The organism is Streptomyces sp. NPDC086077 (assembly GCF_040686175.1).
In the GTDB taxonomy this organism is placed as follows: Bacteria; Actinomycetota; Actinomycetes; order Streptomycetales; family Streptomycetaceae; genus Streptomyces.
In genome coordinates this window covers 96340-121420 of sequence record NZ_JBFBJT010000001.1, presented here as the reverse complement: position 1 = coordinate 121420, position 25081 = coordinate 96340, and the positions used below count along the sequence as shown (strand labels likewise).

20 protein-coding genes and 3 pseudogenes are annotated in these 25081 nt (G+C 72.0%); 14 read left to right on the top strand and 9 right to left on the bottom strand.

Going from position 1 to position 25081, the window contains the following annotated elements; genetic code table 11:
• Positions 1 to 45: 45 nt before the first annotated feature.
• From AB0O67_RS00550 to AB0O67_RS00540, 3 genes are all read left to right on the top strand, one after another.
• Entirely contained in the window at positions 46 to 1086 is a 1041-nt protein-coding gene (locus tag AB0O67_RS00550) for an iron chelate uptake ABC transporter family permease subunit (RefSeq protein ID WP_365443727.1), read from the top strand.
• 74 nt (positions 1087 to 1160) lie between these two features.
• Positions 1161 to 2270 carry an iron chelate uptake ABC transporter family permease subunit gene (locus AB0O67_RS00545; protein WP_365443724.1) on the top strand — a complete coding sequence of 370 codons (1110 nt, stop codon included), beginning with the start codon at positions 1161 to 1163 and terminating at the stop codon, positions 2268 to 2270.
• Positions 2271 to 2274: 4 nt separating this feature from the next.
• Positions 2275 to 3147 carry an ABC transporter ATP-binding protein gene (locus AB0O67_RS00540; protein WP_365443721.1) on the top strand — a complete coding sequence of 291 codons (873 nt, stop codon included), beginning with the start codon at positions 2275 to 2277 and terminating at the stop codon, positions 3145 to 3147.
• A 43-nt stretch (positions 3148 to 3190) separates the two neighbouring features.
• Here the strand turns inward: AB0O67_RS00540 and AB0O67_RS00535 are convergent, their stop codons facing one another.
• Positions 3191 to 4138 carry a methionyl-tRNA formyltransferase gene (locus AB0O67_RS00535; RefSeq protein WP_365443718.1) on the bottom strand — a complete coding sequence of 316 codons (948 nt, stop codon included), beginning with the start codon at positions 4136 to 4138 and terminating at the stop codon, positions 3191 to 3193.
• Positions 4139 to 4258: 120 nt separating this feature from the next.
• On the opposite strand from AB0O67_RS00535, the gene AB0O67_RS00530 reads away from it, so the two are divergent.
• Positions 4259 to 5602, top strand: a complete 1344-nt coding sequence (locus AB0O67_RS00530) for a lysine N(6)-hydroxylase/L-ornithine N(5)-oxygenase family protein (protein WP_365443715.1) — start codon at positions 4259 to 4261, stop codon at positions 5600 to 5602.
• A gap of 91 nt (positions 5603 to 5693) precedes the next feature.
• On the opposite strand, the gene AB0O67_RS00525 is transcribed toward AB0O67_RS00530, so the two are convergent.
• The 4 genes and pseudogenes from AB0O67_RS00525 to AB0O67_RS00510 all read right to left on the bottom strand — a co-directional run.
• Positions 5694 to 7760, bottom strand: coding sequence for an iron ABC transporter permease (locus AB0O67_RS00525; protein WP_365443712.1), 2067 nt, complete (start codon positions 7758 to 7760; stop codon positions 5694 to 5696).
• Between the two features lie 4 nt (positions 7761 to 7764).
• Complete coding sequence (locus AB0O67_RS00520; protein WP_365443709.1) at positions 7765 to 8745, bottom strand: iron-siderophore ABC transporter substrate-binding protein; 981 nt, start codon at positions 8743 to 8745, stop codon at positions 7765 to 7767.
• Positions 8742 to 9602, bottom strand: a complete 861-nt coding sequence (locus AB0O67_RS00515; protein WP_365443706.1) for an ABC transporter ATP-binding protein — start codon at positions 9600 to 9602, stop codon at positions 8742 to 8744. The genes AB0O67_RS00520 and AB0O67_RS00515 overlap by 4 nt, the downstream gene beginning before the upstream one ends.
• Before the next feature lie 74 nt (positions 9603 to 9676).
• Positions 9677 to 10146 (bottom strand): annotated as a pseudogene (locus AB0O67_RS00510) (sulfite oxidase); the annotation flags it as partial.
• A 291-nt stretch (positions 10147 to 10437) separates the two neighbouring features.
• Between AB0O67_RS00510 and AB0O67_RS00505 the strand changes: the two are divergent.
• The 3 genes and pseudogenes from AB0O67_RS00505 to AB0O67_RS00495 all read left to right on the top strand — a co-directional run.
• Positions 10438 to 11025 (top strand): winged helix-turn-helix domain-containing protein, encoded by a 588-nt coding sequence (locus AB0O67_RS00505; protein WP_365443703.1) that lies wholly within the window; start codon positions 10438 to 10440, stop codon positions 11023 to 11025.
• Positions 11026 to 11038: 13 nt separating this feature from the next.
• On the top strand, positions 11039 to 12292 hold the full coding sequence (locus tag AB0O67_RS00500) for an acyl-CoA dehydrogenase family protein (protein ID WP_365443700.1): 1254 nt from the start codon (positions 11039 to 11041) through the stop codon (positions 12290 to 12292).
• A gap of 103 nt (positions 12293 to 12395) precedes the next feature.
• Positions 12396 to 12577 (top strand): annotated as a pseudogene (locus AB0O67_RS00495) (TauD/TfdA family dioxygenase); the annotation flags it as partial.
• On the opposite strand, the pseudogene AB0O67_RS00490 reads toward AB0O67_RS00495, so the two are convergent.
• A pseudogene (locus tag AB0O67_RS00490) lies at positions 12577 to 12747 on the bottom strand (TauD/TfdA family dioxygenase); the annotation flags it as partial. The pseudogenes AB0O67_RS00495 and AB0O67_RS00490 sit on opposite strands and share 1 nt — an antisense overlap.
• 92 nt (positions 12748 to 12839) lie before the next feature.
• On the opposite strand from AB0O67_RS00490, the gene AB0O67_RS00485 reads away from it, so the two are divergent.
• From AB0O67_RS00485 to AB0O67_RS00465, 5 genes are all read left to right on the top strand, one after another.
• The gene (locus AB0O67_RS00485) at positions 12840 to 12959 is read left to right on the top strand and encodes a putative leader peptide (RefSeq protein ID WP_365443698.1); all 120 of its coding nucleotides are present in this window, start codon (positions 12840 to 12842) and stop codon (positions 12957 to 12959) included.
• A gap of 98 nt (positions 12960 to 13057) precedes the next feature.
• A complete protein-coding gene (locus tag AB0O67_RS00480) occupies positions 13058 to 14164 on the top strand; it encodes an aliphatic sulfonate ABC transporter substrate-binding protein (RefSeq protein WP_365443695.1) in 1107 nt (368 codons plus the stop codon).
• A gap of 40 nt (positions 14165 to 14204) precedes the next feature.
• Positions 14205 to 15002, top strand: coding sequence for an ABC transporter ATP-binding protein (locus AB0O67_RS00475; protein ID WP_365443693.1), 798 nt, complete (start codon positions 14205 to 14207; stop codon positions 15000 to 15002).
• Positions 14989 to 15927, top strand: coding sequence for an ABC transporter permease (locus AB0O67_RS00470; RefSeq protein ID WP_365443690.1), 939 nt, complete (start codon positions 14989 to 14991; stop codon positions 15925 to 15927). Before AB0O67_RS00475 ends, AB0O67_RS00470 begins: the two co-directional genes overlap by 14 nt.
• Before the next feature lie 46 nt (positions 15928 to 15973).
• Entirely contained in the window at positions 15974 to 16711 is a 738-nt protein-coding gene (locus AB0O67_RS00465) for a hypothetical protein (protein WP_365443688.1), read from the top strand.
• A 390-nt stretch (positions 16712 to 17101) separates the two neighbouring features.
• On the opposite strand, the gene AB0O67_RS00460 is transcribed toward AB0O67_RS00465, so the two are convergent.
• From AB0O67_RS00460 to AB0O67_RS00450, 3 genes are all read right to left on the bottom strand, one after another.
• Positions 17102 to 19486 carry a phosphoketolase family protein gene (locus tag AB0O67_RS00460; protein ID WP_365443685.1) on the bottom strand — a complete coding sequence of 795 codons (2385 nt, stop codon included), beginning with the start codon at positions 19484 to 19486 and terminating at the stop codon, positions 17102 to 17104.
• Between the two features lie 117 nt (positions 19487 to 19603).
• Entirely contained in the window at positions 19604 to 21241 is a 1638-nt protein-coding gene (locus AB0O67_RS00455; protein ID WP_365443682.1) for an alpha/beta hydrolase, read from the bottom strand.
• Between the two features lie 242 nt (positions 21242 to 21483).
• A complete protein-coding gene (locus AB0O67_RS00450; RefSeq protein ID WP_365443679.1) occupies positions 21484 to 23121 on the bottom strand; it encodes a sigma-70 family RNA polymerase sigma factor in 1638 nt (545 codons plus the stop codon).
• Positions 23122 to 23329: 208 nt separating this feature from the next.
• On the opposite strand from AB0O67_RS00450, the gene AB0O67_RS00445 reads away from it, so the two are divergent.
• Entirely contained in the window at positions 23330 to 24166 is an 837-nt protein-coding gene (locus AB0O67_RS00445) for a hypothetical protein (RefSeq protein WP_365443676.1), read from the top strand.
• 100 nt (positions 24167 to 24266) lie between these two features.
• Complete coding sequence (locus tag AB0O67_RS00440) at positions 24267 to 24875, top strand: hypothetical protein (RefSeq protein ID WP_365443673.1); 609 nt, start codon at positions 24267 to 24269, stop codon at positions 24873 to 24875.
• Positions 24876 to 25081 lie beyond the last annotated feature (206 nt).

Here is a 25081-nt window from a genome sequence, read left to right as displayed (position 1 = left end):
TCGCCCTACGCTTGGCTAAGGCAAGCCTCATCAAAGGAAGTTCACGTGGGGACCTCAGCGGTCCGGGTGGCGAAAGGCCCCCGCGCAGTCGCACTGCTCGCGCTCTCCGGCGTGGCGCTCCTGGCGCTGTGCGCCCTCTCCATGGCGTACGGCGCGCTCGCCGTACCCCTCGACCAGGTCTGGGACACGCTCGTCGGCGACGCGCCCAACTCCCGTATCGAGAGCGTGATCTGGTCCGTACGGCTCCCCCGCACCGCCCTCGGCCTCGCCACCGGCGCGGCGCTGGGCCTGTCGGGGGCCCTGATGCAGGCCCTCACCCGCAACCCGCTGGCCGATCCCGGCATCCTGGGAGTCAGCGCGGGCGCCGCCTTCGCCGTCGTGCTGTCCGTCGGTGTCCTCGGCATCGGCACGGTCTACGGCTACATCTGGTTCGCCTTCGCCGGTGCCCTGGTGGCCAGCGTGCTTGTCTATCTCCTGGGCGGGCTGGGGCGGTCCGGATCCACGCCCGTCAAACTGGCCCTGGCCGGCGTCGCCGTGACCTCCCTGCTGTTCTCCCTGACCAGCGCCGTCGCGCTGACCGACCCGGACGCCCTCAACCGTTACCGCTTCTGGTCCGCGGGCTCGCTCGCCGACCAGAACGACGAAGTCCTCGTCCGTGTCCTGCCGTTCCTGGTGCTCGGCGCGGTCCTCGCCCTCGCCTGCGCCCCCGCGCTCAACAGCCTCGCTCTCGGTGACGACGTCGCCAAGTCGCTCGGGCTCAGGCTGGGCACGGTCCGCGTCTGCGGGGTGGTCGCCGTCACGCTGCTCACCGGCGGAGCGGTCGCCGTGATCGGCCCGGTGGTCTTCGTCGGCCTGGTCGTCCCGCACATCGCGCGCGTCCTCACCCAGTTCGCCGGCATCGGCCCGGACCATCGCTGGCTGCTGCCCCTGTCGGCGGTGCTCGCCCCCTGCCTGCTGCTCACGGCGGACATCGTCGGCCGGCTGGTCGCCCGCCCGGTCGAGATCCAGGCCGGGATCCTGGTCGCCTTCATCGGAGGCCCGTTCTTCATCGCCCTGGTCCGCCGCCGACGCCTCGCGGAGCTGTGAGCGATGACGCGTCCGCGAGGGGGCCGGGAGCGGCCGCCGGCCCATGACGAACCCACGCACGAAGGTGTGAGCGAATGACGACCGAACTCGTGCCCGGAGCCGGGGGGAAGGGCGTGGCGGACCGGATCGCCGTCCCCCGCTCCCCCGGCCGCGTCCCCTTCCGGCTCGGCGTCCCGCCCGTCTCCGGGGTGCTGCGGCCCCGGCTGGTGGCGGTCTGCCTGGTCCTCGCCGCCTGCGCCTTCCTCGCGTTCTCCGTGGAGACCGCGATCGGGGACATCGGCCTCCCGCTCACCGACGTGATGCGGGCCCTGTTCGGCGCGGGCGACCCCGGCACCCAGCTGATCGTCCATGAACTGCGCCTGCCGCGCGCCCTGGCGGGCCTGCTGGTCGGCATCGCGTTCGGCGTCTCGGGCGCCCTGCTCCAGACCATGACGCTCAACCCGCTCGCCAGCCCCGACATGATGGGCATCACCCAAGGCGCCGGCGCGGCGGTGGTCGCCGGCATCGTCCTCGGCTGGGAGACGGGCCTGAGCACCCAGGCCCTGGGCCTGCTCGGCGCGTTGACGGCCGCGCTCCTGGTCTACGTCCTGGCGTGGAGCCGCGGCACCACCGGCTACCGGATCGTCCTCGTCGGCGTCGGCGTCGCCTGGATCTGCACCAGCGCCACCGACTACCTCATGGCCCACGGCAGCCGGTTCCAGGCGCAGGCGTCGCTCGGCTGGCTGGTGGGCAACCTCAACGGCCGCACCTGGGAGCAGATCGGCCCGCTCGCCGTGACCATGGCCCTGCTGGTGCCCGCCGCCCTGCTGTTGGGGCGGCAGATGCGGACCCTGCAACTCGGCGACGACGTCGCGCGGAGCCTGGGGACCCGCGTCCAGACCGTCCGGGTGGCCGTGCTGCTCGTCTCCGTGGCACTCGTGGCCTTCGGCACGGCGACCGCCGGGCCCGTCGCGTTCGTGGCGCTCGCCGCGCCCCAGGTCGCCCAGCGCCTGGCCGGCACCGCCGTCCCGCCGCCCGTGGCCGCCGGCCTGACCGGCGCCGTGATGGTGCTCGTGTCCGACCTGATCGCCCGGAAGCTGATCCCGGACACGGAACTCCCGGTGGGGATCGTCACGGGCGTCCTGGGCGCCCCCGTACTGCTGTGGCTGCTCGTCCGCGCCAACCGCGCCGGTTCAGGAGGCTGAAGACGTGTCATCGAAGCACGAGGTGTACGAAGGTCCCACCGATGGGCCCGACCTGCGCGCCGAGGGCCTGCGCCTGGCGTACGACGACCGGGTGGTCGTCGAGGACCTCGATGTGGTGATCCCCTCCGGCCGGATCACGGCGATCGTCGGCGCCAACGCGTGCGGCAAGTCGACCCTGCTGCGGGCGCTGGCCCGGCTGCTGACTCCCCAGTCCGGGGCCGTGCACCTCGACGGGCGCTCGGTGCACTCGATACCCACCCGCGCCCTGGCGCAGCGGCTCGGCATCCTGCCGCAGACGCCGGTCGCGCCCGAGGGGCTGACCGTCGTCGACCTGGTGGGGCGCGGGCGTTCACCGCACCAGACGTGGTGGCGGCAGTGGTCGGCCGCCGACGAGGAGGCCGTGCACGACGCGCTGCGGGCCACGGCGATGACGGACCTCGCGCACCGGCCCGTCGACGCGCTTTCGGGCGGTCAGCGCCAGCGGGCCTGGATCGCCATGGCGGTCGCGCAGGGCACCCCGGTGATGCTGCTGGACGAGCCGACGACGTATCTGGACCTCGCGCACCAGATCGACGTCCTCGACCTGATCACCGACCTGAACCGGCATCAGGGCCGCACCGTCGTGATGGTGCTGCACGACCTCAACCAGGCGTGCCGGTACGCCGATCACGTCGTCGCGATGAAGGCGGGCCGGGTCGTGGGCGAGGGCGCGCCCGCCGACGTCGTCACCGCCGCGATGGTGGAGGAGGTCTTCGGGCTGCGCTGCCTGGTCGGCGAGGACCCCGTCAGCCGGACTCCGATGGTCGTCCCCATGGGCCGCCACCACGAGGGCGCCCAGGACACCGCCCCCGTCGCCGTGCCGGGCGTGGCCGGCTGACGTGGGGCGGACCGGCGACGCCGCCGGTGCGCCCCGGGCGCCACTAGGGATGGGGTGTCAGATAGCCGCCCATGGTGCGGAAGTAGTCGGTGGCGGCGTGCTCGGTGCCGTCCGCGGTGCGCACCCGCCTGACCACCAGACCGGGCAGCCGCCCGGACCGCGCCCCCGCGCCGGCGACGACGACGACCCCGTCGCCCTCACGGATGAAGATCCGCCCCGGCGTGCCCCCGTAGCGGCCCTCGGAGACGGCGGCCGAGACGATCCGGATCCGTTCGCCGCGGTGATGGGTGAAGGCGTTCGGGTACGGGTCCGACTGGGCCCGTACGAACCGCTCCAGGTCCTCGGCGGGCCAGGTCCAGTCGATCCGGCTGTCCTCCAGGGACCGCTTGTGGAAGAAGCTGGAGCGGGAGCGGTCCTGCGGCGTCCACACCGCCTTGCCGGAGGCGATGAGATCCAGGGCGTCGGTCACGATGGGGCCGATCAGGTCGACCGTGCGGTGGAACAGGTCGGTCGCCGTGTCGGTGGCGCCCACCGGCACCGCGCGCTGGAGCAGGATGTCGCCCATGTCGAGCTCGGCGTCCATGCGGTGCGCGGTGACCCCGACCTGCTTCTCGCCGTTGATGAGCGCCCAGATCAGCGGCGAGAAGCCGGCGTAGGAAGGCAGCAGCGAGTCATGGACGTTGAGCGTGCCGTGCGGCGGCAGCTCGAAGATCTCCGGGGGCAGCCAGGTGCGCCAGTTGTTGGCCACGATGATGTCCGGCTCGGCTTCCTTGAGCGCGCGCAGCAGTTCGTCGTCGCCCGGCCGGTTGCGCAACAGCACGGGCACACCGTGCTGTTCGGCGAGGTCGGCGACCGAATCGCTCCAGATCCTCTCGTACGCGTGGTCGCTCTTGGGGTGGGTGACGACCAGGACCACCTCGTGGTCGGAGGCGAGCAGAGCCCGCAGCGTCCGGTGCCCCCACGTCTGATAGCCGAACATGACGACCCGCATATAGGCCTCCTCAGGCATTGCTAGGTAAGGCTTACCTTATCTAGCATGTGCCTGCTTGGGGGAGGCCGTGTTCCAACTTTGGGAACGCCGCGTCCCCCCTTCATGGGAGGCGATGAAGCGGTGACGACACTGCAGAGCGAGCCGGATGACGTCCACGACCTTCTGGGCATCGGCTTCGGACCGTCCAACCTCGCACTGGCGATCGCGCTCCAGGAGCACGGCGCGACGTCGGGCGAAGGAGGCGGGATCCGGGCGTTGTTCCTCGAAAGACAACCTCGATTCGGCTGGCATCGCGGCATGCTCATCGACGACGCGACCATGCAGGTGTCCTTCCTCAAGGACCTGGTCACGATGCGCGACCCCACCAGTGACTTCAGTTTCCTGTGCTACCTGCGTGAGCGCGGCAGGCTGGTCGACTTCCTCAACCAGAAGACGCTCTTCCCGCTGCGCATCGAGTTCCACGACTACTTCGAGTGGGCGGCGAGCCGCGTCGCGCCGCTCGTCGAGTACTCCGCGGAGGTCGTCTCCGTACGGCCCGTCACCGAGGGCGGCGAGGTCCGCTGGTTCGACGTCACCACCCGCGACCCTGCCCACCCGGAGCGGCTGACGGTCCGCCGGGCCCGGAACGTCTGTGTGGCCACCGGCCTGGAGCCGCATCTGCCGCCCGGCGCCGAGCGGTCCGGACGGGTCTGGCACAACAGCGAGTTGCTTCCCCGTGTGGACCAGCTCGTGGCCTCCGCGACCCCCGTACGCCGCGCCGTCGTGCTCGGTGCCGGGCAGAGCGCCGCCGAGGCCGTGGACTACCTCCACCGCACGTTCCCCGACGCCGAGGTCTGCTCGGTGTTCGCCAAGTACGGCTACACCCCGGCCGACGACAGCCCGTTCGCCAACCGGATCTTCGACCCCGAGGCCGTCGACCTCTACTACGGCGCGCCTCGTGAGGTGAAGCAGTCGCTGTTCGAGTACCACCGCGGCACCAACTACTCCGTGGTGGACATGGAGTTGATCGAGGCCCTGTCCCGGACGATGTACCAGGAGAAGGTCCAGGGCACGCAGCGGCTGCGGATGATGAACGTCTCCCGCATCCGCGAGGTCGAGGACGGCGCGGACGCCGTGAAGGTGACGGTGGAGTTCCTGCCGACCGGCGAACGTGAGGTCATCGCCTCGGACCTGCTCGTGTACGCGACGGGCTACCAGCCGCAGGGCATCGGCGACAACCTCGGCGAGCTGGCCAAACTCTGTGTACGCGACGAGGAGGACACCCTTGAGGTCGGCCGTGACCACCGGGTGGTGACCACGTCGAACGTCACCGCCGGCATCTACCTCCAGGGCGGCACCGAACACACCCACGGCCTCACCTCCACCCTGCTGTCCACCACAGCGGTCCGGGCCGGGGAGATCCTCACCTCGCTGCTGGCCCGGCACGGCGCGGACACCGCGAGCGCGGAGCGCGTGCGCAGCTGAGAAGAAGGTCCTCCACGCGAGCGGCCGCGGTGCGGTGGACGGCTGAGCCGTCCACCGCACCGCGGCCGGTCGAAGCCGGGCGGCCGGGCCGCTACCGGCGGCTGCGGACGAGCAGATGGAGGAAGTACGGCGTTCCGATCACCGCGGTCATCAGTCCGGCGCCGAGCTGGGCCGGTGCGATGACGGTTCGGCCGATCAGGTCCGCGGTGCAGACCAGGGTCGCGCCGAGGAGCATCGCGACGGGCACCACCCGGACGTGCTGCCGGCCCACGAGGGCCCGGGCCGCGTGCGGCGCGACGAGGCCCACGAAGCCGATCGTGCCCGCGGCGGCCACGGCGGTGGCGCTGAGCAGGACGCTCACGACGAGGAAGCCCAGGCGCCCCCGCGCCACATCGAGCCCCAGGAGCCGCGGCGTGTCCTCGTCGAGCGACACGAGGTCGAGCTCCGTGCGCCGCAGCACCGCCACGGCCGCACCGACGGCGAGCACCGCCGCGAGCGGCGCCACGTCGGGCAGCGTCCGGCCGTAGGTGGAGCCCGACAGCCAGGTCAGCGCCTTGGTCGCGTTGAACGGGTCGGTGAGGATGATGAGCATGCTGATCAGGGCACTTGCCCCGGTCGCGACGCCGAACCCGACGAGGACCAGCCGGTTCTGCTGGAACCCGCCCCGTGCCGCGAGCCCGAAGACCAGGACCGAGCTGACCGCGGCGCCCGCGAACGCCCCGCCGGCCACGCTCCACGACCCGGCCATGGGCACGGTCGTCACGAGCAGCACGGCACCGAGCGCGGCGCCGCCGGAGACTCCGAGGACACCGGGCTCGGCCAGGGGGTTGCGGGTCACGGACTGCACGAGGGTCCCCGCCAGAGCCAGTGCCGCTCCCGCGAGGAGCGCCGCGGCGACCCGGGGCACCCTGGTGTCCAGAACGAAGCCGACGGTCCGCCCGGCCCTGCCCTGGGCCCAGTTGACGACGTCGCCCAGCAGCAGCTTGCTGTCGCCGAGCAGCACGGCGGCGGTCGTCACCGCGACGAGGAGGACCACGAGGACGGCCGTGGTGGTGAGGAAGGCGGACCGGCTCCTGATGCGCAGCCGGTCGGGTGCGGAGGCGGCGACGCCGTCCCGGACCCGGGTGGCCATCACGATCAGGAAGACCGCGCCGACCAGGCTGGTGACGACCCCGGTCGGCACGGCGACGGCCAGGTCCGTCGGTACGACGGCGCGCAGCAGCACGTCCGAGCCGAGCACCAGCAGCGCGCCGACGAGCCCCGCGAGCGGCATGCTCGCACGGGTGCGGGTGAATCCGCGGAACCTGCGGGCGAGGGGGCGGACGAGCGCGGGGGCGCACAGGCCGACGAAGCCGATCGGTCCGGCGAGCGTGACGGCGGCCGTGGAGAGCAGCGCCGTGAACACGACGACGGTGATCCGGGTGGTGCGGACCCGGACTCCCAGGCCGCGTGCGGCGTCGTCGCCGAGCGCCAGGGCGTCGACCCGCCGGGCGACGAGCAGCAGCCCCACGAGGCCGGCGACGCCGATGGGCGTGGTCTGGAGCACGCCGTCGAACCCGTTCTGGGCGATGCCGCCCTGGTTCCACCGGTAGAGGCCCTCGGTCTGCTGCGGGAACAGCAGGAGCAGCCCCTCGGTGACGGCGGTGAGGCCGAGCATGAGGGCGCTGCCGGCCAGCACGAGCCGGACGGTGCCCGTGCCCTGACCGGACAGCCCGAGGACGACGGCGGCGGCGGTGAGGCCGCCGGCGAACGCGACGCCGGTGGAGGCGAACAGCGGGAGGGAGACGCCCGTGACGGCGGCCACGCCGAGGGCGAGGTAGGAGCCCGCGTTGACGGCGAGGGTGTCGGGAGACGCGAGGACGTTGCGGCTGACGGCCTGGAGGGCGGCGCCGGCCATCCCCAGCAGGACCCCGACGACCAGCCCGGCGGCCATTCTGGGCAGCCGGGAGGCGATGACGACGGAAGAGTCGCCCGGGTCGGCCCGGCCGGTGAGCGCCTTCCACACCTCGGGGGCGCCGACCGCGGCCGTGCCCTGCGTGATGTCCACCAGCGCGAGCACGGCGACCAGCAGGACCAGCGTGGCCGTCACCGCGGCGGCGCCGCTCCGGGACGTTGCGGGCGTCGGGCGGGTGGTGGGAGCGGTTGCGGTGACGGCCACGGTGCTACTTCGCCAGGGCCTCGACGACCGCGTCGACGTACTGCCCCATCGCCTCGGGGCCGCCGAACATCCAGATGCCGTCGGGCAGCCGGTGCACATTGCCCTTCTTCACGAACGGCAGCGAGGTCCACACCTTGTCCTTGGCCAGCGCGCCGGCGAACGGGGTGCTGTTCTTGTCACCCTCGCTGCCGATGTAGGCGAACTGGACGTCGCCCAGCTCGGTGAGGCCCTCGACGTCGGAGGAGGCGAGCCCGTAGTCCTTGTCGCCCTCGACCGCCCAGGCGTTCTTCAGGCCGAGCTTCTCGTTGACCGCGCCGATGAGCGAGCCGCTGGTGTACGGCCGGATCGAGACCTGGTTGGAGACGACGTAGCCGTCGGCGAAGGCGTAGCCGGCGCCCGCGAGTCCGGCGTCGGCGAGGGCCTTCTTGCCCTCGGCGAGCTTCGCGTCGAACTGCTCCTTGAGCTCGTCCGCCTTCTCGGTGGTGCCGGTGGCCTGGGCGATGAGGTCCAGGTTCTCGGTCATCTGCCCGATCGGGTCGGACGCGTCGGCGGAGCGGAGTTCCAGGACCGGGGCGACCTCGCGCAGCTGCTTCACGGCGGCCGGCGGCAGGTCGGTGGTGGCGACGATGAGGTCCGGGGCGAGCGAGGCGATGGTGTCCATGCTCGGCTCGCCGCGCGTGCCGATGTCCTTGGGCTCGTTCTTCAAAGCGACCGCGGTGTCCCAGGTCTTGTAGCCCTTGACGTCGGCCACGCCGACCGGGTCGACGCCCAGCGATATCAGGTTCTCGACGACGTTCCACTCGGTTCCCACGACCTTCATGGCCGGACCGTCGAGTTCCACCTTCGCGCCGGTGGCGTCGGTGAGGGTGATGCGCTCGCTGGTCTTCTTCGCCGCTTCGTCGGCGGCGGGTTCGGTGGTCCCGCAGGCGGTCATGGTGAGCGCCGCGGCGGTGGTGACCGCCGCGGTCAGCAGGAGGCGTCTCATGAGGTGGTGCTGAGCCTTTCGCTTCGCGTGTGGTGTCGGCCGATGGCGCGGGTGCGCAGCCGGCCGGTGAGGGGGTCGGTGTCGACCTCGATACGGATGCCGTACGTGTCGGTGAGCCGCTGTGCCGTCAGTACGTCCTCGGGCAGGCCGTCGGCGATGATCCGACCCTCGTGGAGCAGCACGATCCGGTTGGCGACGGCCGCGGCCTGGTCCAGGTCGTGCAGGACGGCGCCGACGGCGATCCCGTGATCGTCCGCCAGGTCGCGGACGAGGTCCAGGAGTTCGATCTGGTACCGCAGGTCCAGATAGGTGGTGGGCTCGTCGAGGAGCAGTACACCGGTCTCCTGGGCGAGACAGCCGGCGAGCCAGACGCGCTGGAGCTGGCCGCCGGAGAGGTGCTCGGCACCCCGTTCGGCGAGCTCCGCGACGCCGGTCAGGGCGAGCGCGCGGTCCACCGCCGCCCGGCCGTCCGCGTCGCCCCGGCCCCAGCGGCCCCGGTAGGGGTACCGGCCGAACTCGACGACGTCCCGGACGGTCAGCCCGCTGGGCGTGGGCCGCCCCTGGGTCAGCAGAGCGACACGGCGTGAGAACTCACGGGGAGTCAGTGCCAGTGCGTCGGTCCCGCCGTCGATGACGAGCTCGGCGGTCCTCGGCCGCTGCAGCCGCGCGAGGGCGCGCAGCAGCGTCGACTTGCCGCTGCCGTTGGGCCCCACCAGCACGGTCACCTCGCCCGGCCGCAGCCTCAGGGCAGCGCCGTGCACGACATCGACACCGTCGTAGGCCACGGTGACACCCGTGGCCGACAGTTCATGACCCCGTGGACTCACGGTCCCGGAGGTCTCTTCAGCAGCTCGCACGTTACGAAGGTTAGCCTAACCTAAGGTTGGATTGAACCGGGGGCGGCCCATGCGCAAGGCGAAGATCCGCCGGATCAGAGGACCGTGACCGGATGCCGCACCACCGCGTCGAAGAGGTAGCCCTGGGTGTTGGGTACGGCGACGTCGGGCTGGCGGCGCCCGCAGGTGCCGGTGCGCGGGCCAGCAACTGTGTGGCGCCCGGCCGCTCGGGCGTCCAGGCCACGGACCAGCGCGTCCAGGTGCCGGCCCGGGGACGGTCGTGCAGCCGGGCCCGCCGCCAGCTCGTCCCGCCGTCGGTGCTGACGTCGACCCGCCCGACCGCGCCCGCGCCCGACCAGGACCTGCCGTGCAGCACCTGGTCCTCCCCCACCGGGAACGTGGCGCCGTTCGCCGGCTCGAAGGCGCTCTTGACCGTCTGCCGGGTCAGCGGCGCGCTGCCCCCCGCGGGGTGAGCGGGCCCGAACAGCCGGTAGAACGTGGTGTTCCAGGGCGAGAACAGCGGCTGCGCGGACACCTCGATGTCACCCGCCCACTTGACCGACGAGGTCCTCACGGCGCTCCTCCCCCACTTTCCCTATCGAATCACTAGGAAAGTCTTGACGGGGCGTGGCGGGGCCGCGCAGGATGGCGTACATGTCCCGTACGCAGCAACGACTCGTTCGTCGTCGGCATGTCGACTTTGGTCACGTCGTCAGCGCCGCCTGCTGTCGCGCGTAAGGCACTCGGCTCCCCCGTTCGCCCGTGCCCTCCGCCCCGTTCTTCCAGCCGGTCAGGCGGCCAGGGGATCTCGCCCGCCGCACCTGACGGCGCGACACACTTCCAAGGGACGACCGCCATGACCACGGTACTTCCGGCCCAGCCCACCCCGCACGATCCGGCACTCCCCGACGCGCGCCGACTGCGTCTGGTGGGCGACCCCACCGCGCGCGGCGGCGCACAGGAACACGGCGCCGACGAACCGGCCTCCGCGCCGCTCGTCGGCTATCTGGTGCTCGTCCCCGAGGGCACCGATCTCGCCGAGCTCTTCGTCAAGGACAGGCCCCGGCCCGAGATCCGGCCGGTCCTCGCCACGGAGCCGGGACCTGCCCCACGCACCGGGGACGACGCCGTCCGCATCGATCCGGCGCTCCATCTGGCCGAGGTGGACGGACGCGAACTCGACCTGACCTACCTGGAGTTCGCGCTGCTGGCGCATCTCGTCCGCCATCCCCACCAGGTGCATGCGCGCGACCGGCTGGTGGCCGCCGTCTGGGGCTACGACCACATCGGCGACGGCCGCACCGTGGACGTCCACATCGCGCGGCTGCGCCGCAAGCTGGGCGAGGCGCACCGGCACCGGATCGTCACCGTACGGCGCGTGGGCTACAAGTACGTGCCCGGCCGGCAGGACGGCACCCACTCCGCGTCCTGCGACCGCTTCTGAGGAGACGACCGCCATGGGCGTTGCCACCGCGCCGCCGGGATCCGCCCCGGAATCCGGGAAACGAGAGGAAACCGGGGCGTCCTCGGAGTCCGACCCGACCGGGCCCGGCCGTGCGCACTGGCTGCGCGTGGCCCGCGAGGCGGCGGACGACCTGGCCACCGACGCGGTGGCCAGGGAGCAGGCGGGCAAGGCCCCGTTCGACGAGGTGTCCCGGCTGCGCGAGGCGGGGCTGCTGACGCTCCTGGTGCCGGCCGAGTACGGCGGAGGCGGCGCGGACTGGCCCACGGCCTACGCCGTCGTCCGGGAGATCGCCGCGGCGGACGGCGCGATCGCCCAACTGCTCGGCTGTCACTACTTCCTGTCGTGGAGCGCGCGGTTCTTCGCCGAGCCGGCTCTCGCCGCGCGGGTCGAGCGGCGGTCCGCGGCGGGGCAGTGGTGCTGGGGCGGGGGTCTCGCCCGCCGGGAACCCCCGCCCACGCTGGCCAGGACGGCTAACGGCCTGGTGCTCGACGGCCGGCAGAGCTACGCCACCGGAATCCTCGTCGCCGACCGGCTCGCCGTGCGGGCCGTGCGGGCCGGCACCGGCGAACCACTGGCCGTCGTCGTGGATCCCGGCCGTCGCGGCGTGCGGATCGAGGGCGACGCCGACACCTTCGGCCAGCGGCTCGCGGGCGGCGGCAGCGTGGAGTTCGACGCCGTGCCGGTCGCCGCAGGCGACGTACTCGGCTCCCTGTCGGCGGACGAGGACGTCCTGTCGCCCGCAGCCGCTCTGGCGTCCCCGGTCGGGCGGCTCGTCTCCGTCCAGTTGCTGCTCGGGGTGGCCGAGGGAGTTCTCGCGGAAGCCCGTGAGTACAGCAGGACGGGCCACTCCCCCTGGCAGCCCGCCACCCCCGACGACCCCCAGGTGCTGACCACCTACGGAGAACTCACCGTTCTCACCCGCTCCGCGTCCGCCCTCACCGATCAGGCCCTGGCCGCCGTGTACGGCGGGCTGGTCCGCGGCGCGGACCTCGCCTACGACGAGTACGCGGAGATCTCCGTCCTGGCGGCGATGGCCGAGGCGGCTGCCGCCAGGGCCGCGCAGGAATCCACCACCCGCGCCCTGGACGTCGTCGGCGCCCGCTCCGCCTCGGCGCGGCTGGGCTTCGACCGCTTCTGGCGCAATGCCCGTACCCACACCCTGTACGAGCCCGGCGCCCACCGGCTCCGTGAGGTCGGAAACTACTTCCTCGACGGCGCGCACCCCGCTTTCACCCTGCCGGCCTGACCCCCGGGCCGGAATCCGCCGGTCATTGTGAACGCGATACTTCCGCTGCGTGTCGGACTGTCGAGAATGCGCGACGGCATCGACCCGACGTCAGTTCCTCACGGCCGAGTACCGCCAGCGGTTCGTCTCGCGGAAGTACCGCACCGCCCATCCGTCGTCCGGGTCCACCCCGAGACCGGGGAGCGCGGACTGTTCATCGGCGGCTTCACGCAGAGCATCGTCGGCCTCGGCTCCCCCGACTCCCGTGACCTGCTGCGCGTCTTCCGGTCGTACGTCACCCGCCCGGGAACATCGCCCGCCACGGTCACCCGGTGCAGCAGGCGCGGCAGGTCGCCGTAGTCGTCCGGGGCGTGGTGCTGGGTGATGCGGTTGTCGAACAGGACGAGGTCACCCGGGTTCCAGTCCACCCGCACGATGCGCTCTGGGCCGGAAGTCCGATCCCTGAGATGAGCACGTCCAGCATCCGAACACCCTCTTGGGGAGAGCGCGACCTTCTGTCACTATCCCTAGCAGTCAGGTAGGAAAACTAGGGATCCAGGGGGTGGCCATGCGCGCGTTCGACCGACTCGACCGACCCGGCCGGGCCGACCTGCCGCTCTCCCTGCTGACCTCGCGCCGCCACGTCGACCTCGGCCGCACGTCCAGCGCCATCTGTCGGCCCGTCTGAAGCCGTCCGTACCGACGTTTTCGGGCGGGCCCCACCATGCGCGCCGCGCCTTCCCCTCGCATCTCCTTGATCACCCCTTTCCCTGAGAGGACACCTCCGTGTCTGCCGCAAGACCGCTCACCGCCCTGCGCACCCTCGCCGTCACAGCGGCCCTTCCGCTCCTGCTGACCGCCTGCGGTTACGGCGCCGAGTCCACCGACGACGGCAAGCAGGCGGAGGTCGCGGCGGGCGCCGAGAAACTGTCCGCCGACGAAGTGAAGATCGGCTACTTCCCCAACCTCACGCACGCCACCGCCCTGGTGGGGGTCCAGGAGGGCCTGTTCCAGAAGGAGCTCGGCGGCACCAAGATCAAGGCGTCGACCTTCAACGCCGGCCCCTCGGAGATCGAGGCGCTGAACTCCGGCTCCATCGACATCGGATGGATCGGCCCCTCGCCCTCGATCAACGGCTACACCAAGTCGGGCGGCAAGAACCTGCGCATCATCAGCGGTTCCGCCTCCGGCGGCGTGAAGCTCGTCGTCAACCCGGACAAGATCAAGTCCGTGGACGACCTGAAGGGCAAGAAGATCGCCACACCGCAGCTCGGCAACACCCAGGACGTCGCGTTCCTCAACTGGATCGCCGAGCAGGGCTGGAAGGTCGACGCGCAGAGCGGCAGCGGCGACGTGTCCGTGGTCCGCACGGACAACAAGATCACCCCGGACGCCTACAAGTCCGGTTCCGTCGACGGCGCCTGGGTGCCGGAGCCGACCGCGTCCAAGCTGGTCTCCGAGGGCGCCAAGGTACTGCTCGACGAGTCCGACCTGTGGCCCGGCAAGAAGTTCGTGATCACGAACATCATCGTGTCGCAGACCTTCCTGAAGGAGCACCCGGACGTCGTCGAGGCCGTGCTGCGCGGTTCGGTGAGGACCAACGAGTGGATCAACGCCAACCCGCAGGACGCGAAGACCTCCGCCAACGCCGCGCTGAAGGCGCTGTCGGGCAAGGAGCTGCCCGCCGAGGTCATCGACCCGGCGTGGAAGTCGATCACCTTCCTGGACGACCCGCTGGCCGCCACCCTCGACGCCCAGGCGGAGCACGCCGTCAAGGCCGGCCTGCTGGAAGAGCCCCAGCTGAAGGGCATCTACGACCTCGCGCCGCTCAACGAGGTCCTCAAGGCCGAGGGCAAGGATCAGGTCGACGACGCCGGTCTCGGCGCCGAGTGACGACCGGCCGGACCCGACGAGTTCCCAGGAGGTGACGACCATGGCCACCACGATCGCCAAGGCCGCCGAGGACGCACCGCGGGCGACGTACGCCGCGCGTGTCGAGCACGTCTCGAAGTCCTTTCCCGCGCCGGGCACCCCCGGCGGACGGCAGCTCGTGCTCGACGACATCACCCTCGATGTCGCACCGGGCGAGTTCGTCACCCTCCTGGGGGCTTCCGGCTGCGGCAAGTCCACGCTGCTCAACCTGGTCGCGGGGCTGGACAAGCCGTCCTCCGGCTCGATCGGCACGGACGGCCGGCCCGCCCTGATGTTCCAGGAGCACGCGCTGTTCCCGTGGCTGACGGCCGGCAAAAACATAGAACTCGCGCTGAAGCTGCGCGGCGTCGCGGGTCCGCAGCGCCGCGCCGAGGCGGAGCGGCTGCTGGACGCCGTACGGCTGCGGGGCGCGTACCGCAAGCGGGTGCACGAACTGTCGGGCGGTATGCGCCAGCGCGTCGCACTGGCCCGTGCGCTGGCCCAGGACAGCCGGCTGCTGCTGATGGACGAGCCGTTCGCCGCGCTGGACGCGATCACCCGGGACGTGCTGCACGACGAGCTGACCCGCGTCTGGCACGAGACGGGAGTCTCAGTGCTGTTCGTGACGCACAACGTGCGCGAGGCGGTGCGGCTGGCACAGCGCGTCGTGCTGCTGTCGTCCCGCCCGGGACGGATCGCGCGGGAGTGGACGGTCGGCATCCCGCAGCCGCGCCGCCTCGAGGACGGCGCGGTCGCCGAACTGTCCGCCGAGATCACCGAGGAACTGCGTGAGGAGATCCGCCGCCATGGCCGTCCCTGACCACGGTGTCCGCACCGAGGCCGACGTGCGCGAGGGCGGCCCCCGGACCGCCGGGACGCCGCGGGACCCGCACGACCTGGCGGGACTGGAGGCCGGGCTCGACGCACTGGACTCGGTGCAGGCCGGCCGTACTCCGCTGAGGGACTCCCTGACGCGAAAGGTGCTGCCCCCTGTCACCGCCGTCGCGCTGGTGCTGGTGGTCTGGCAGTTGCTGGTGTGGGCCGAGGTCGCCCCCGACTACAAGCTGGCGTCGCCGTCCGACGTGTGGGGCGAGGTGCGCGACGCCTGGCTCCAGGGCACGCTGCTCGACTACGTCTGGACCAGCGTCTCGCGCGGTCTGCTCGGCTTCCTGATGGCGCTCGCCATCGGCACCCCGCTCGGCCTGCTGATCGCCCGCGTCGGCCTGGTCCGGGCTGCCGTCGGCCCCATCCTGTCCGGCCTGCAGTCGCTGCCGTCGGTGGCCTGGGTGCCGCCCGCCGTGATCTGGCTGGGCCTGAACGACTCCATGATGTACGCCGTGATCCTGCTCGGCGCGGTGCCCTCCATCGCGGGCGGTCTCGTCGCGGGCATCGACCAGATCCCGCCACTGTTCCTGCGCGCCGGGCGGACACTGGGCGCGACCGGGCTGCGCGAGTCCCGGCACATCGTGATGCCGGCGGCGCTGCCCGGCTATCTCGCCGGTCTGAAGCAGGGCTGGGCGTTCGCCTGGCGGTCCTTGATGGCCGCCGAGATCATCGCCTCCTCGCCCGATCTGGGCGTGGGGCTCGGCCAGTTGCTGGAGAACGGACGCAACAACAGCAGCATGCCGCAGGTGTTCCTGGCCATCCTCCTGATCCTGCTCGTCGGTGTCGCCGTCGACCTGCTGGTCTTCAGCCCGCTGGAGCGGCGGGTGCTGCGCGACCGCGGCCTGCTGGCCGCCCGCTGAACGGCCCTGTCGCCTGCCGTGATCCCGGTCGGCGAGACTGGGCGGTGTGAACGACCACCGCCCTGTCGACCGGGACCTCGCTCCGGAGCAGTACGGACGCCTGCGGGTGCGGACCGCCGACCTCACCCCGGCCGACTGGCTCACCGGCCGCGTGGCCGGATTCGGCCGGCCCGGCGGCCTCGGCACAGTGACTGGCGTCGTGGGTCCCGGATTCCCCGCCCACGTCCGGGTGCTGCACCCGGCCGGCCTGGACGAGCGGCCGGTGCGCTGGGCGACGGTGGCCGCCGCCTACGGGCGTACCGTGACACCGACCGCCCGCTGGCACGAACTGGTCGGGCTGGACGACATGTACCAGAACGCCGCCGAGCACGGCCTGCCCGGCGTCTGGGACGAGCATCCGGCGGAGGGCCCCACGCCGCCGTCCGTCGCCGAGGCCCTGATCCCGGTCCTGGAACGGCACACCCGGACCCCGGAGCACTGCTGGTTCGGGCTCTGGAACGGGTACGGACGCTGGGACTTCGACCGGTTCCCCGTCTTCGAGACCCCCGGCCGGGACGAGGTGCTGCTCGCCGGCGCACTCACGGACGCCGTCTCCCCCACCGCCCTGGACGAGTTCGCCGAGCTGCCCGACCTGTGGTGGCCGCAGGACCGCGCCTGGTGCGTCGGCGGTGACGTGGACCTGGTCAGCACCTACGTCGGCGGCTCCCCGCAGCTCGTCGCCGACCTGCTGGCAGCCGCTGACGTGGAGACTCACGCTGTCGCACCGGGCGACCCGATCGGCTGACGAGGAGCCTGACGCCCCCTCCACGGCCTGCCGGTTCGGGTCCGTGGTACGGAACGGCCGTCGCCGAGGCAGCGGTTGGGGTTGGGCCCGTCGACCAAGGGGAATGGTCCGGCGTAACCGGTGATCGGGTCGCTCGCGAAGGGCCGGCCGCCGGCCGAGGACAAGGTTCACGTGCACGCGGAGCGCAGGACGGCGACCCGCAGAACCCCCGAGGAGGCGACGGTCATGAAGCGGATCCAGGAGGAGAGGCGCCCACGGCCTCCGCGCCGCCCGACGGGTCTCGACCTGAGGACGCCTTCCGGGCGCCCGCTGCCCTACTGAGGGCCCGGCCGGGGCCGAACGGCCCCGGCCCCGCCCATGCCGTGGATCCTTCGGCGGATCGAAGGCCCGTCAACCGTCCCAGGACCAGTCCGCCACCTCGGGCAGATCGGTGCCGTGGACGCGGATCCAGTCGTGGTGCCGCAGACGGGCGTCCTCCATGCGCTGGCGTACGGCGGCGGCGCGCACCGCGAGGCCGGGAACGCGGTCGACGACGTCCATCACCAGGCGGTACCGGTCGAGGTCGTTGCGGACGACCATGTCGAACGGCGTGGTCGTGGTGCCGATCTCCTTGTAGCCCCGCACATGCAGGTTCGCGTGACCGGTGCGCCGGTAGGCCAGGCGGTGGATCAGCCAGGGGTAGCCGTGGTACGCGAAGATGACCGGCTTGTCCTCGGTGAACAGGCCGTCGTACTCGAAGTCGCTCATGCCGTGCGGGTGTTCCTCACTGGGCAGCAGGCGCGCGATGTCGACGACGTTCACGACGCGGACGGCGAGCCGGGGCAGATGGCGGCGCAGGAGCTGCGCGGCCGCCAGCACCTCCTGGGTGGGGACGTCACCCGCGCAGGCCAGCACCACGTCGGGCTCCCGGGTGTCGTCCTCCGTGCCGGCCCAGTCCCAGATGCCCGCGCCGCGGGCGCAGTGCACCCGGGCCTGGTCCATGGAGAGCCAGTCGTAGCAGGGCTGCTTGCCCGCGACGATCACGTTCACGTAGTCACGGCTGCGCAGCGCGTGGTCCGCCACGGAGAGCAGGGTGTTGGCGTCCGGCGGCAGGTAGACCCGTACGGCTTCGGGGCTCTTGTTGAGGATGTGGTCGACGAAGCCGGGGTCCTGGTGGGAGAAGCCGTTGTGGTCCTGCCGCCACACATGTGAGGTGAGGAGGTAGTTGAGGGAGGCGATGGGGGCGCGCCAGGGCAGGCGCCGGGTCACGCGCAGCCATTTGATGTGCTGGTTGACCATCGAGTCGACGATGTGCGCGAAGGCCTCGTAGGAGGAGAACAGCCCGTGACGGCCGGTGAGGAGGTAGCCTTCCAGCCAGCCTTGGCAGGTGTGTTCGGACAGGATCTCCATCACCCGGCCGTGCCGGTCGAGGTGTTCGTCCACGTCCAGGGTCTGTGCCTGCCAGGCCTTCCCGCTCGCGGCGTAGACGGCGTCCAGGCGGTTCGAGGCGGTCTCGTCGGGTCCCACGAGGCGGAAGTCGCGCCGGGCCGCGCTCTCCCGCATCACGTGTTCGAGGAACTGGCCCAGCACGCGGGTGGGTTCGTGCACGGTCGCGCCGGGCTTGTCGACCGGGACGGCGTACCGCTCCAGTGGCGGCAGCGGCAGTTCGCGCAGCAGCAGGCCCCCGTTGGCGTGCGGGGTGGCCCCGAGCCTGCGCGAGCCCGCCGGCACGCAGTCGAGGACCTGGGGCCGGGGACCGCCCTGCTCGTCGAACAGTTCCTGCGGGCGGTACGAGCGCAGCCACGCCTCCAGCGCGCGCAGGTGCTCGGGGTTGGCGCGCACTCCGGCCAGCGGCACCTGGTGGGAGCGCCAGGTGCCCTCCACCGGCAGGCCGTCGACCTCCGCCGGTCCTGTCCACCCCTTCGGTGTGCGCAGCACGATCACGGGCCAGCGGGCGCGTTCGCCGGCTCCGTCGTCGCGGGCGGCGCGCTGGAGGGCGGCGATGCGGTCGAGCGCGGCGTCCATGGCTCCCGCCATGGCCCGGTGCACGGCCGCCGGGTCGTCTCCGGTGACGTGGAGGGGGTCGTGGCCGTAGCCCCGCAACAGCTCGTCGAGTTCGGCCTCCGGCAACCGGGCCAGCACCGTCGGGTTGGCGATCTTGTAGCCGTTGAGGTGGAGGATCGGCAGCACGGCACCGTCGTGGACGGGGTCGAGGAACTTGTTGGAGTGCCAGGACGCCGCGAGCGGCCCGGTCTCCGCCTCGCCGTCGCCGATGACACAGGCCACCAGGAGGCCGGGGTTGTCCAGGGCGGCGCCGTAGGCGTGCGACAGGGAGTAGCCCAGCTCGCCGCCCTCGTGGATGGAGCCCGGGGTCTCGGGGGCGACATGGCTGGGCACGCCGCCCGGGAACGAGAACTGCCGGAACAGGCGCGCCATCCCCGCCCCGTCCCGGGTGATGTCCGGGTACGTCTCCGTGTACGAGCCCTCCAGCCAGCTGTTGGCGAGGACGGCGGGCCCGCCGTGCCCGGGTCCCCAGACGCACAGGGCGTCGAGCCCGCGCGCCTTGATCACCCGGTTCAGATGGGTGTGCACCAGGTTCAGGCCCGGCGAGGTGCCCCAGTGGCCGAGGAGACGGGGTTTGATGTGCTCCGGGCGCAGCGGCTCGGTGAGCAGGGGATTGGCCATGAGGTAGATCTGGCCGACGGACAGGTAGTTCGCGGCGCGCCAGTGGGCGTCCAGCGCCTGGAGCTCCTCTTCGGTGAGGTCGGCGGGCATCGGTCGCGTGTCGAGGGACATGGACGTTCCTTCCCGTTCGGGCGGAGGCGGATGGTTCAGGCGAGTGCTCTCCCGCACTCCGCCCGTCGACGGGTACCCAGACAGGGCCGACCGGGCCGACCCTGGACGGGCGTGGGGTCAGGGACGGACCGTGAGGATGTGGGCCGTGCCGCCCTCGCCGGCGGAGACGGCGCCCTGCGGCTCGTCCGAGGAGAAGGGCGGCTTGTCCTGTCGGCACTTCGCCCCCGCCGGCGGCAGCGTGCCGTCGACGAGGTAGCGGCTCTCGTGTGCCTGCACGCAGCTGCTGGGGTTGACCAGGGCCGTGTGCCCGTATCCCTCGTGGGTGAGCAGGCGGGCGTCGGCCAGTTCCCTGGCCATGGCCTGGGAGCCCGAGTAGGGGGTCGCGGGGTCGTTCGTGGTGCCGACGACCAGGACCGGGTGGGCCGTCCGCCTGTTCCACGGACCGCGGTAGCTGTCCTGCGCGACGCCCGGCCAGGTGGCACAGCCCACGGTGGCCCAGGTCCAGTAGCGTCCGGCGTCTCCCGCCCGGGCGGCACTGGCCTCCTCCATGGTCCGGTAGGCGCCGGGGTCACGCGGGTTGGGGCTGTCGCCGCACACGACCGCGACGGCCTGTTCCTCGCCCAGGTACGGGTTCGGGTGCGGGACGGCGGGTGCGGGCGGGAGCGCGGACGGCCGCGGGACGCGGCCCTGCCAGAGGTCCTGCAGCCTGCCGGCGAGGTCCGTCCAACCGGGGAGGACGGAGTAGAGGCCGCTCACCGCGTCACCGACGGTCCGGCCGTAGCCCCACTCGCCCACGGGTTCCGTCCGCAGCCGCCGCAGCAACGCGTCGAACTTCTCCCGTGTCTCCTGCGGGCTGCCGGCGGAGAAGGGGCAGCGGGCGGTGGTGGCGGCCCCGCACAGTTTGAGGAACTCGTCCAGGACCCCCGCCGCCCCGCGGTCCGATCCCAGACGCAGCATGGTGGTGAGCCGGGCGGCGGCCCGGGAGGCGTCGTTCGTCCAGGCCCCTGGGTCCCAGTTGCTGTCCAGGACCATGGCGCGGACCGTGTCGGGGAAGAGGTTGGCGTAGGTGGCGCCCAGGTACGTGCCGTAGGAGATGCCGAGGTAGGTGAGCTGCGGGTCGCCCACCGCCTGGCGGAGCTGTTCCAGGTCGCGGGCGGTGTCGGTGGTCGACACATGGCGCAGCAGCTCCGGGTCACGTTGCTGACAGCGTCTGCCGAGGTCCTGGTACGCGGTGATCCAGGCCGCGCGCTCCTTCTCGCCCACCGGGACACCGGTCGTCTTGGCCGCCGTCCACTCCTCGGCCTGCGCGGTGCTCGCGAAGCAGTTGACCGCGGTGCTGCTGCCGATCCCCCGGGGGTCCCAGCTGACGATGTCGAACCGCTCCCGCACCTCGCGCGGGAAGAACTCGTAGTTCTGGGGCATCTGCACGGTTCCGGGCCCGCCCGGGCCGCCCGGGTTGAAGAACAGGGTGCCGATACGCCGTCCCGGTCCGGTCGCCTTCCGCTTGACGACCGCCAGCTCGATGGAGCGTCCGCCGGGGGCGCGGTAGTCCAGCGGCACCTTCGCGGTCGCGCAGTCGAACGGACTGCCCTTCACGCAGGGGCTCCAGTCCAGCTTCGGGGCGGACGCCGAGGGTGTCGGCGGGCCGCCGGCCGTGGCGAGGCCCGGAGCGGCCAGTGCCGTCGCACAGGTGACTACTGCGGCGACGGCTGCGGCACAGGCCCGGCGGCGGCCCTTGGGTGCGGATATGTGCATGCGTTGTCCATTCACGGCTGGGCGCCCGACGCCGCCCATGCGCTGGGCGCCGGCACGCGTGCACGTCAACACCACCGTGGTCCGGCGGTGCGCGCGAGCCGGCCGCAGCCGAATGGCGCAGCCGCCGCCCCGCCCGTGTCACATGGGTCGGTGCCGGGGGTCTGCTCGACCACACGCAGGGCGAGCACGTCATGCTGTGACCGGGGCCGCGCGGTGCCGTCGCCCGCCGCCGTGGTGCTCCTTCACTGCTTGGCGCCGAAGTTCTGGGTCCACCACGGTCCGCCCGAGCCGTTGTGGATGCCCACGCCGATGTCCTTGAACGAGCAGTTGAGGATGTTGGCGCGGTGGCCGGGACTGTTCATCCAGGAGTCCATCACGGCCTCCGGGGTCTGCTGGCCCCGGGCGATGTTCTCGCCGTACGTGGACCAGTTGTAGCCCGCGGCGGTGGTGCGCTGCCCGGGGTCGGCGCCGTCCGGATTGGTGTGGTCGAAGAAGTCGCGGGCGGCCATGTCCTGCGAGTGCCCCTGGGCCGCCTCGTTCAGCTGCCCGTCCTGCGAGAGCGGACCGCAACCGGCCGCCGACCTCTCCTTGTTCACCAGCGCGACCACCTGCGCGACGGCGCCCGTCGGGGCCGGCTGCGTCTGCGGTGCGCTGGACGCGCTGCGAGTCGGCGTGGCGGACGGCCGGGGCGCCGGCACCGCCTTCCTGGTGGGGCGCGGGGTCGTGGAGGGACTCGCCTTCTTCGACGGTGAGGCGGACGGCGACGCGGACCTGGAAGCCGACGGGGAGGCCTCGGCGGTGCTGGGCGTCGCGAGGTCCACGGCGGGGGTGCCGGTGGTCCGCACGGCGGACGCCTCCTCGGTCGCGGTCTCGGGATCCGAGTCGAAGTACCACAGACCGCCACCCGTGACACAGGCCGCGACGACGGCGACTCCGGCTGCCCGACGCCGGACACGCCTGCGCCGACGGGCCTCGCTGCGGGAGGCCACCCTGCCCTGCGGGGCCTGGCGCCCGGCGCCGGGGCCCGGACCGCCCCGGCCTCCGGACGGGCCCAGCGAGGTCGCCGAGCTCACGGTTGCCATCCCGCCGGAGGCGGAGAGCACCCGGTCCAGCAGCGCGGGCGTCGCGGCGACCAGCGCCAGGCCGGCCAGCAGCCCCTCGGCGGGCATCAGCCCGCCCCACAGTCCGGAGCAGCGCGCGCAGCCACGGGCGTGCCGGGCCGTTCGCTTGCGCCACAGCGCGGAGGGCCGGCCGTCCCAGGAGGCCAGCAGTCCGCTCAGCTCCTCGCATCGCGGGCGCGCGTCGAGCGCCCGTACGACCACCCGGGCAGCCTCCAGCTGCGCCTTCATGCGCTGCACCCGGACCGCAGTGTGCTGGGGCGACAGCTCCAGGGCCGCGGCGACCTCGGACCGCGTCAGCTCACCGGCGCACTCCAGCCACCACAGCGACAACAGCCCCCGGTCGTCGGGCTCCAGCCAACGGGTCGCGCGGGCGGTCTCCTGCCGTTGCCCGGACAACTGGAGCTGGACCATGGTCAGGTCGACGAAGTCGGCACCCGGATCGGCGAGGTCCTGCGCCTCCTCGACGGCACCCGGGGCGGACTGACGGTCGTGCCAGTGCGCCCGGACCTGATTCATCGCGATGGCCACGAGCCAGGAGCGGAAGTTCTCGGGAGCGCGCAGGGAGTCCAGCGAATCGAGGGCACGGAGCACGGTCTCCTGCACGACGTCGTCGACATCGACCGAGCCGTTCAGCGCCCGGCCCACCACGTTGTAGACCAGCGGCAGAAACGCGCTGACCAGAGCGTGCTGAGCCTTGGGATCGCCACCCGCGGCGGCGGTCACCAGTGCCGCCGACTCCCTCGTGCGCTCTGTGCTCATCAAAAATCTTCCTGTCCTCGACGCCGAACGATCCTGTCCGATACATGGGAGATCGATCGGGAGCCCCGGGATAACAGTTCTTCGGACGCATGTTCCACGCGAGCCTTCACGGGACCGGCCCGGCGGCGCAATGGGGACCGTCACAGTCACGGGCTGCGCGGCTTTTACCCGCTCGTACGGATGGGGTCAAGTCCCGACTTGTCGCGCCATGACCTGGGCATTTTCCTCGGGCCTACTGGAAGTGCGGGCCTCACCGGAAGAAGGAACGAGGAATACCGCATCGAATCCCCGATCAGCGGGGCATTTCGAACATTTCATTCCGCTAAAGAGGAGAAAAGCCATGAACCACATCAGCACTGCCGATAATTCCCACCGGCCCGAGCGTCGTCGCGCCAAGATCGCGGCTCTTGTCAGCTCCGCCGTCGTGGTCGTGGGCGGGATCATCCTTCCCGCCACCACCGCCTCCGCGGCCCCGACACCGGATTCCCAGGTCGTGAGCCTGGTCGACCACAAGGACAAGAAGGACGGCAAGCACAAGGACAACCACAAGAACAAGAAGAAGGGCAACGGCAACGCCAACGGCGGCAACGGCGGCAACGCCAGCTCCAAGGGCAACGGCGACGCCAACGGCGGTAAGGGCGGCGACGCCAAGTCCGAGGGCAACGGCAACGCCAATGGCGGCAACGGCGGAAACGCCGACGCCACGGGCAACGGCGACGCCACCGGCGGCAACGGCGGAAACGCCGACGCCACCGGTAACGGCAACGCCACCGGCGGCAACGGCGGAAACGCCGACGCAACCGGTAACGGCAACGCCACCGGCGGCAACGGCGGAAACGCCGACGCCACCGGTAACGGCAACGCCACCGGCGGCAACGGCGGAAACGCCGACGCAACCGGTAACGGCAACGCCACCGGCGGCAACGGCGGTGATGCCACGGCCGAAGGCAATGGGGACGCCAACGGGGGTAACGGCGGTAACGCCGAAGCCACCGGTAACGGCGACGCGAACGGCGGCAACGGCGGAAACGCCACTGCCAACTGACCCGCGGACCGTTGACCACAGTCGGTCACCGAAGGGGTCGGGTGGTGCGGCAGCAGGCCGCACCACCCGACCTCCCCCACCACACAGAAATCGAATCCTCATGATCTCCAATGTCCGTAAGAGCACCATGGCCGTCGCCGTCGCCTCCGTACTGCTCCCCCTCGGCGGTGTAGTGATCCCGGCGGGCGCCGCCTTCGCCGCATCCGCGCCGCACAGCGTGGCCGCCTCGGCGCCGACCGGTGACCACGGGAGCAAGGGAGACCGGAACAGCGATCACCACGAGAAGGACAGGAAGAAGCACGACCGGGACAAGAAGAAGGACCGCCACAAGAACGATCACCACAAGGACGACGACGACTACTGCCGCCCCGGCAACGCCACCGGCGGCAACGGCGGCAACGGCACGGGCGGCGACGCCACGGTCTGCACGGCGCCCGGCGGCACGGGTACCGGCGGCTCCGGCGGACGCGGCAACGGCCGGTGCGGCGGCAAGGGGACGGACGGCCGCGGTGGCACCGGCACCAACGGCAACGACGGCCCACCGTGCCCGGACAAGAAGCCGCCGCACGAGCCTGGCAAGGACGAGGGCAGCACCCCCTCGGTCCCCGAGGCACCGGCCCCGCAGGAGCCGCCCGCTCCGCCGGCACCTAAGGAGCCGCCTGCTCCACCCGCACCGCCCCCTCCGAACGACGACGTGATCGTCAAGTGAGCGAATGCGGAAAGCCGAATGCCTCGCCCGCAGTCTTGTCGCGGGCGAGGCATTCGGCGAATCAACGCTGGTTGTCGGAGTCGGGGTTGGGGTTGGGGTTGGGGTTGGGCTGCGGGTCCTGGTCCGGCTGCTGCTCCTGCTCGGGCTGCTGGTCTTCCTGGGGCTTCTGGTCTTCCTGGGGCTTCTGCTCCTCCTGCGGCTTGTCC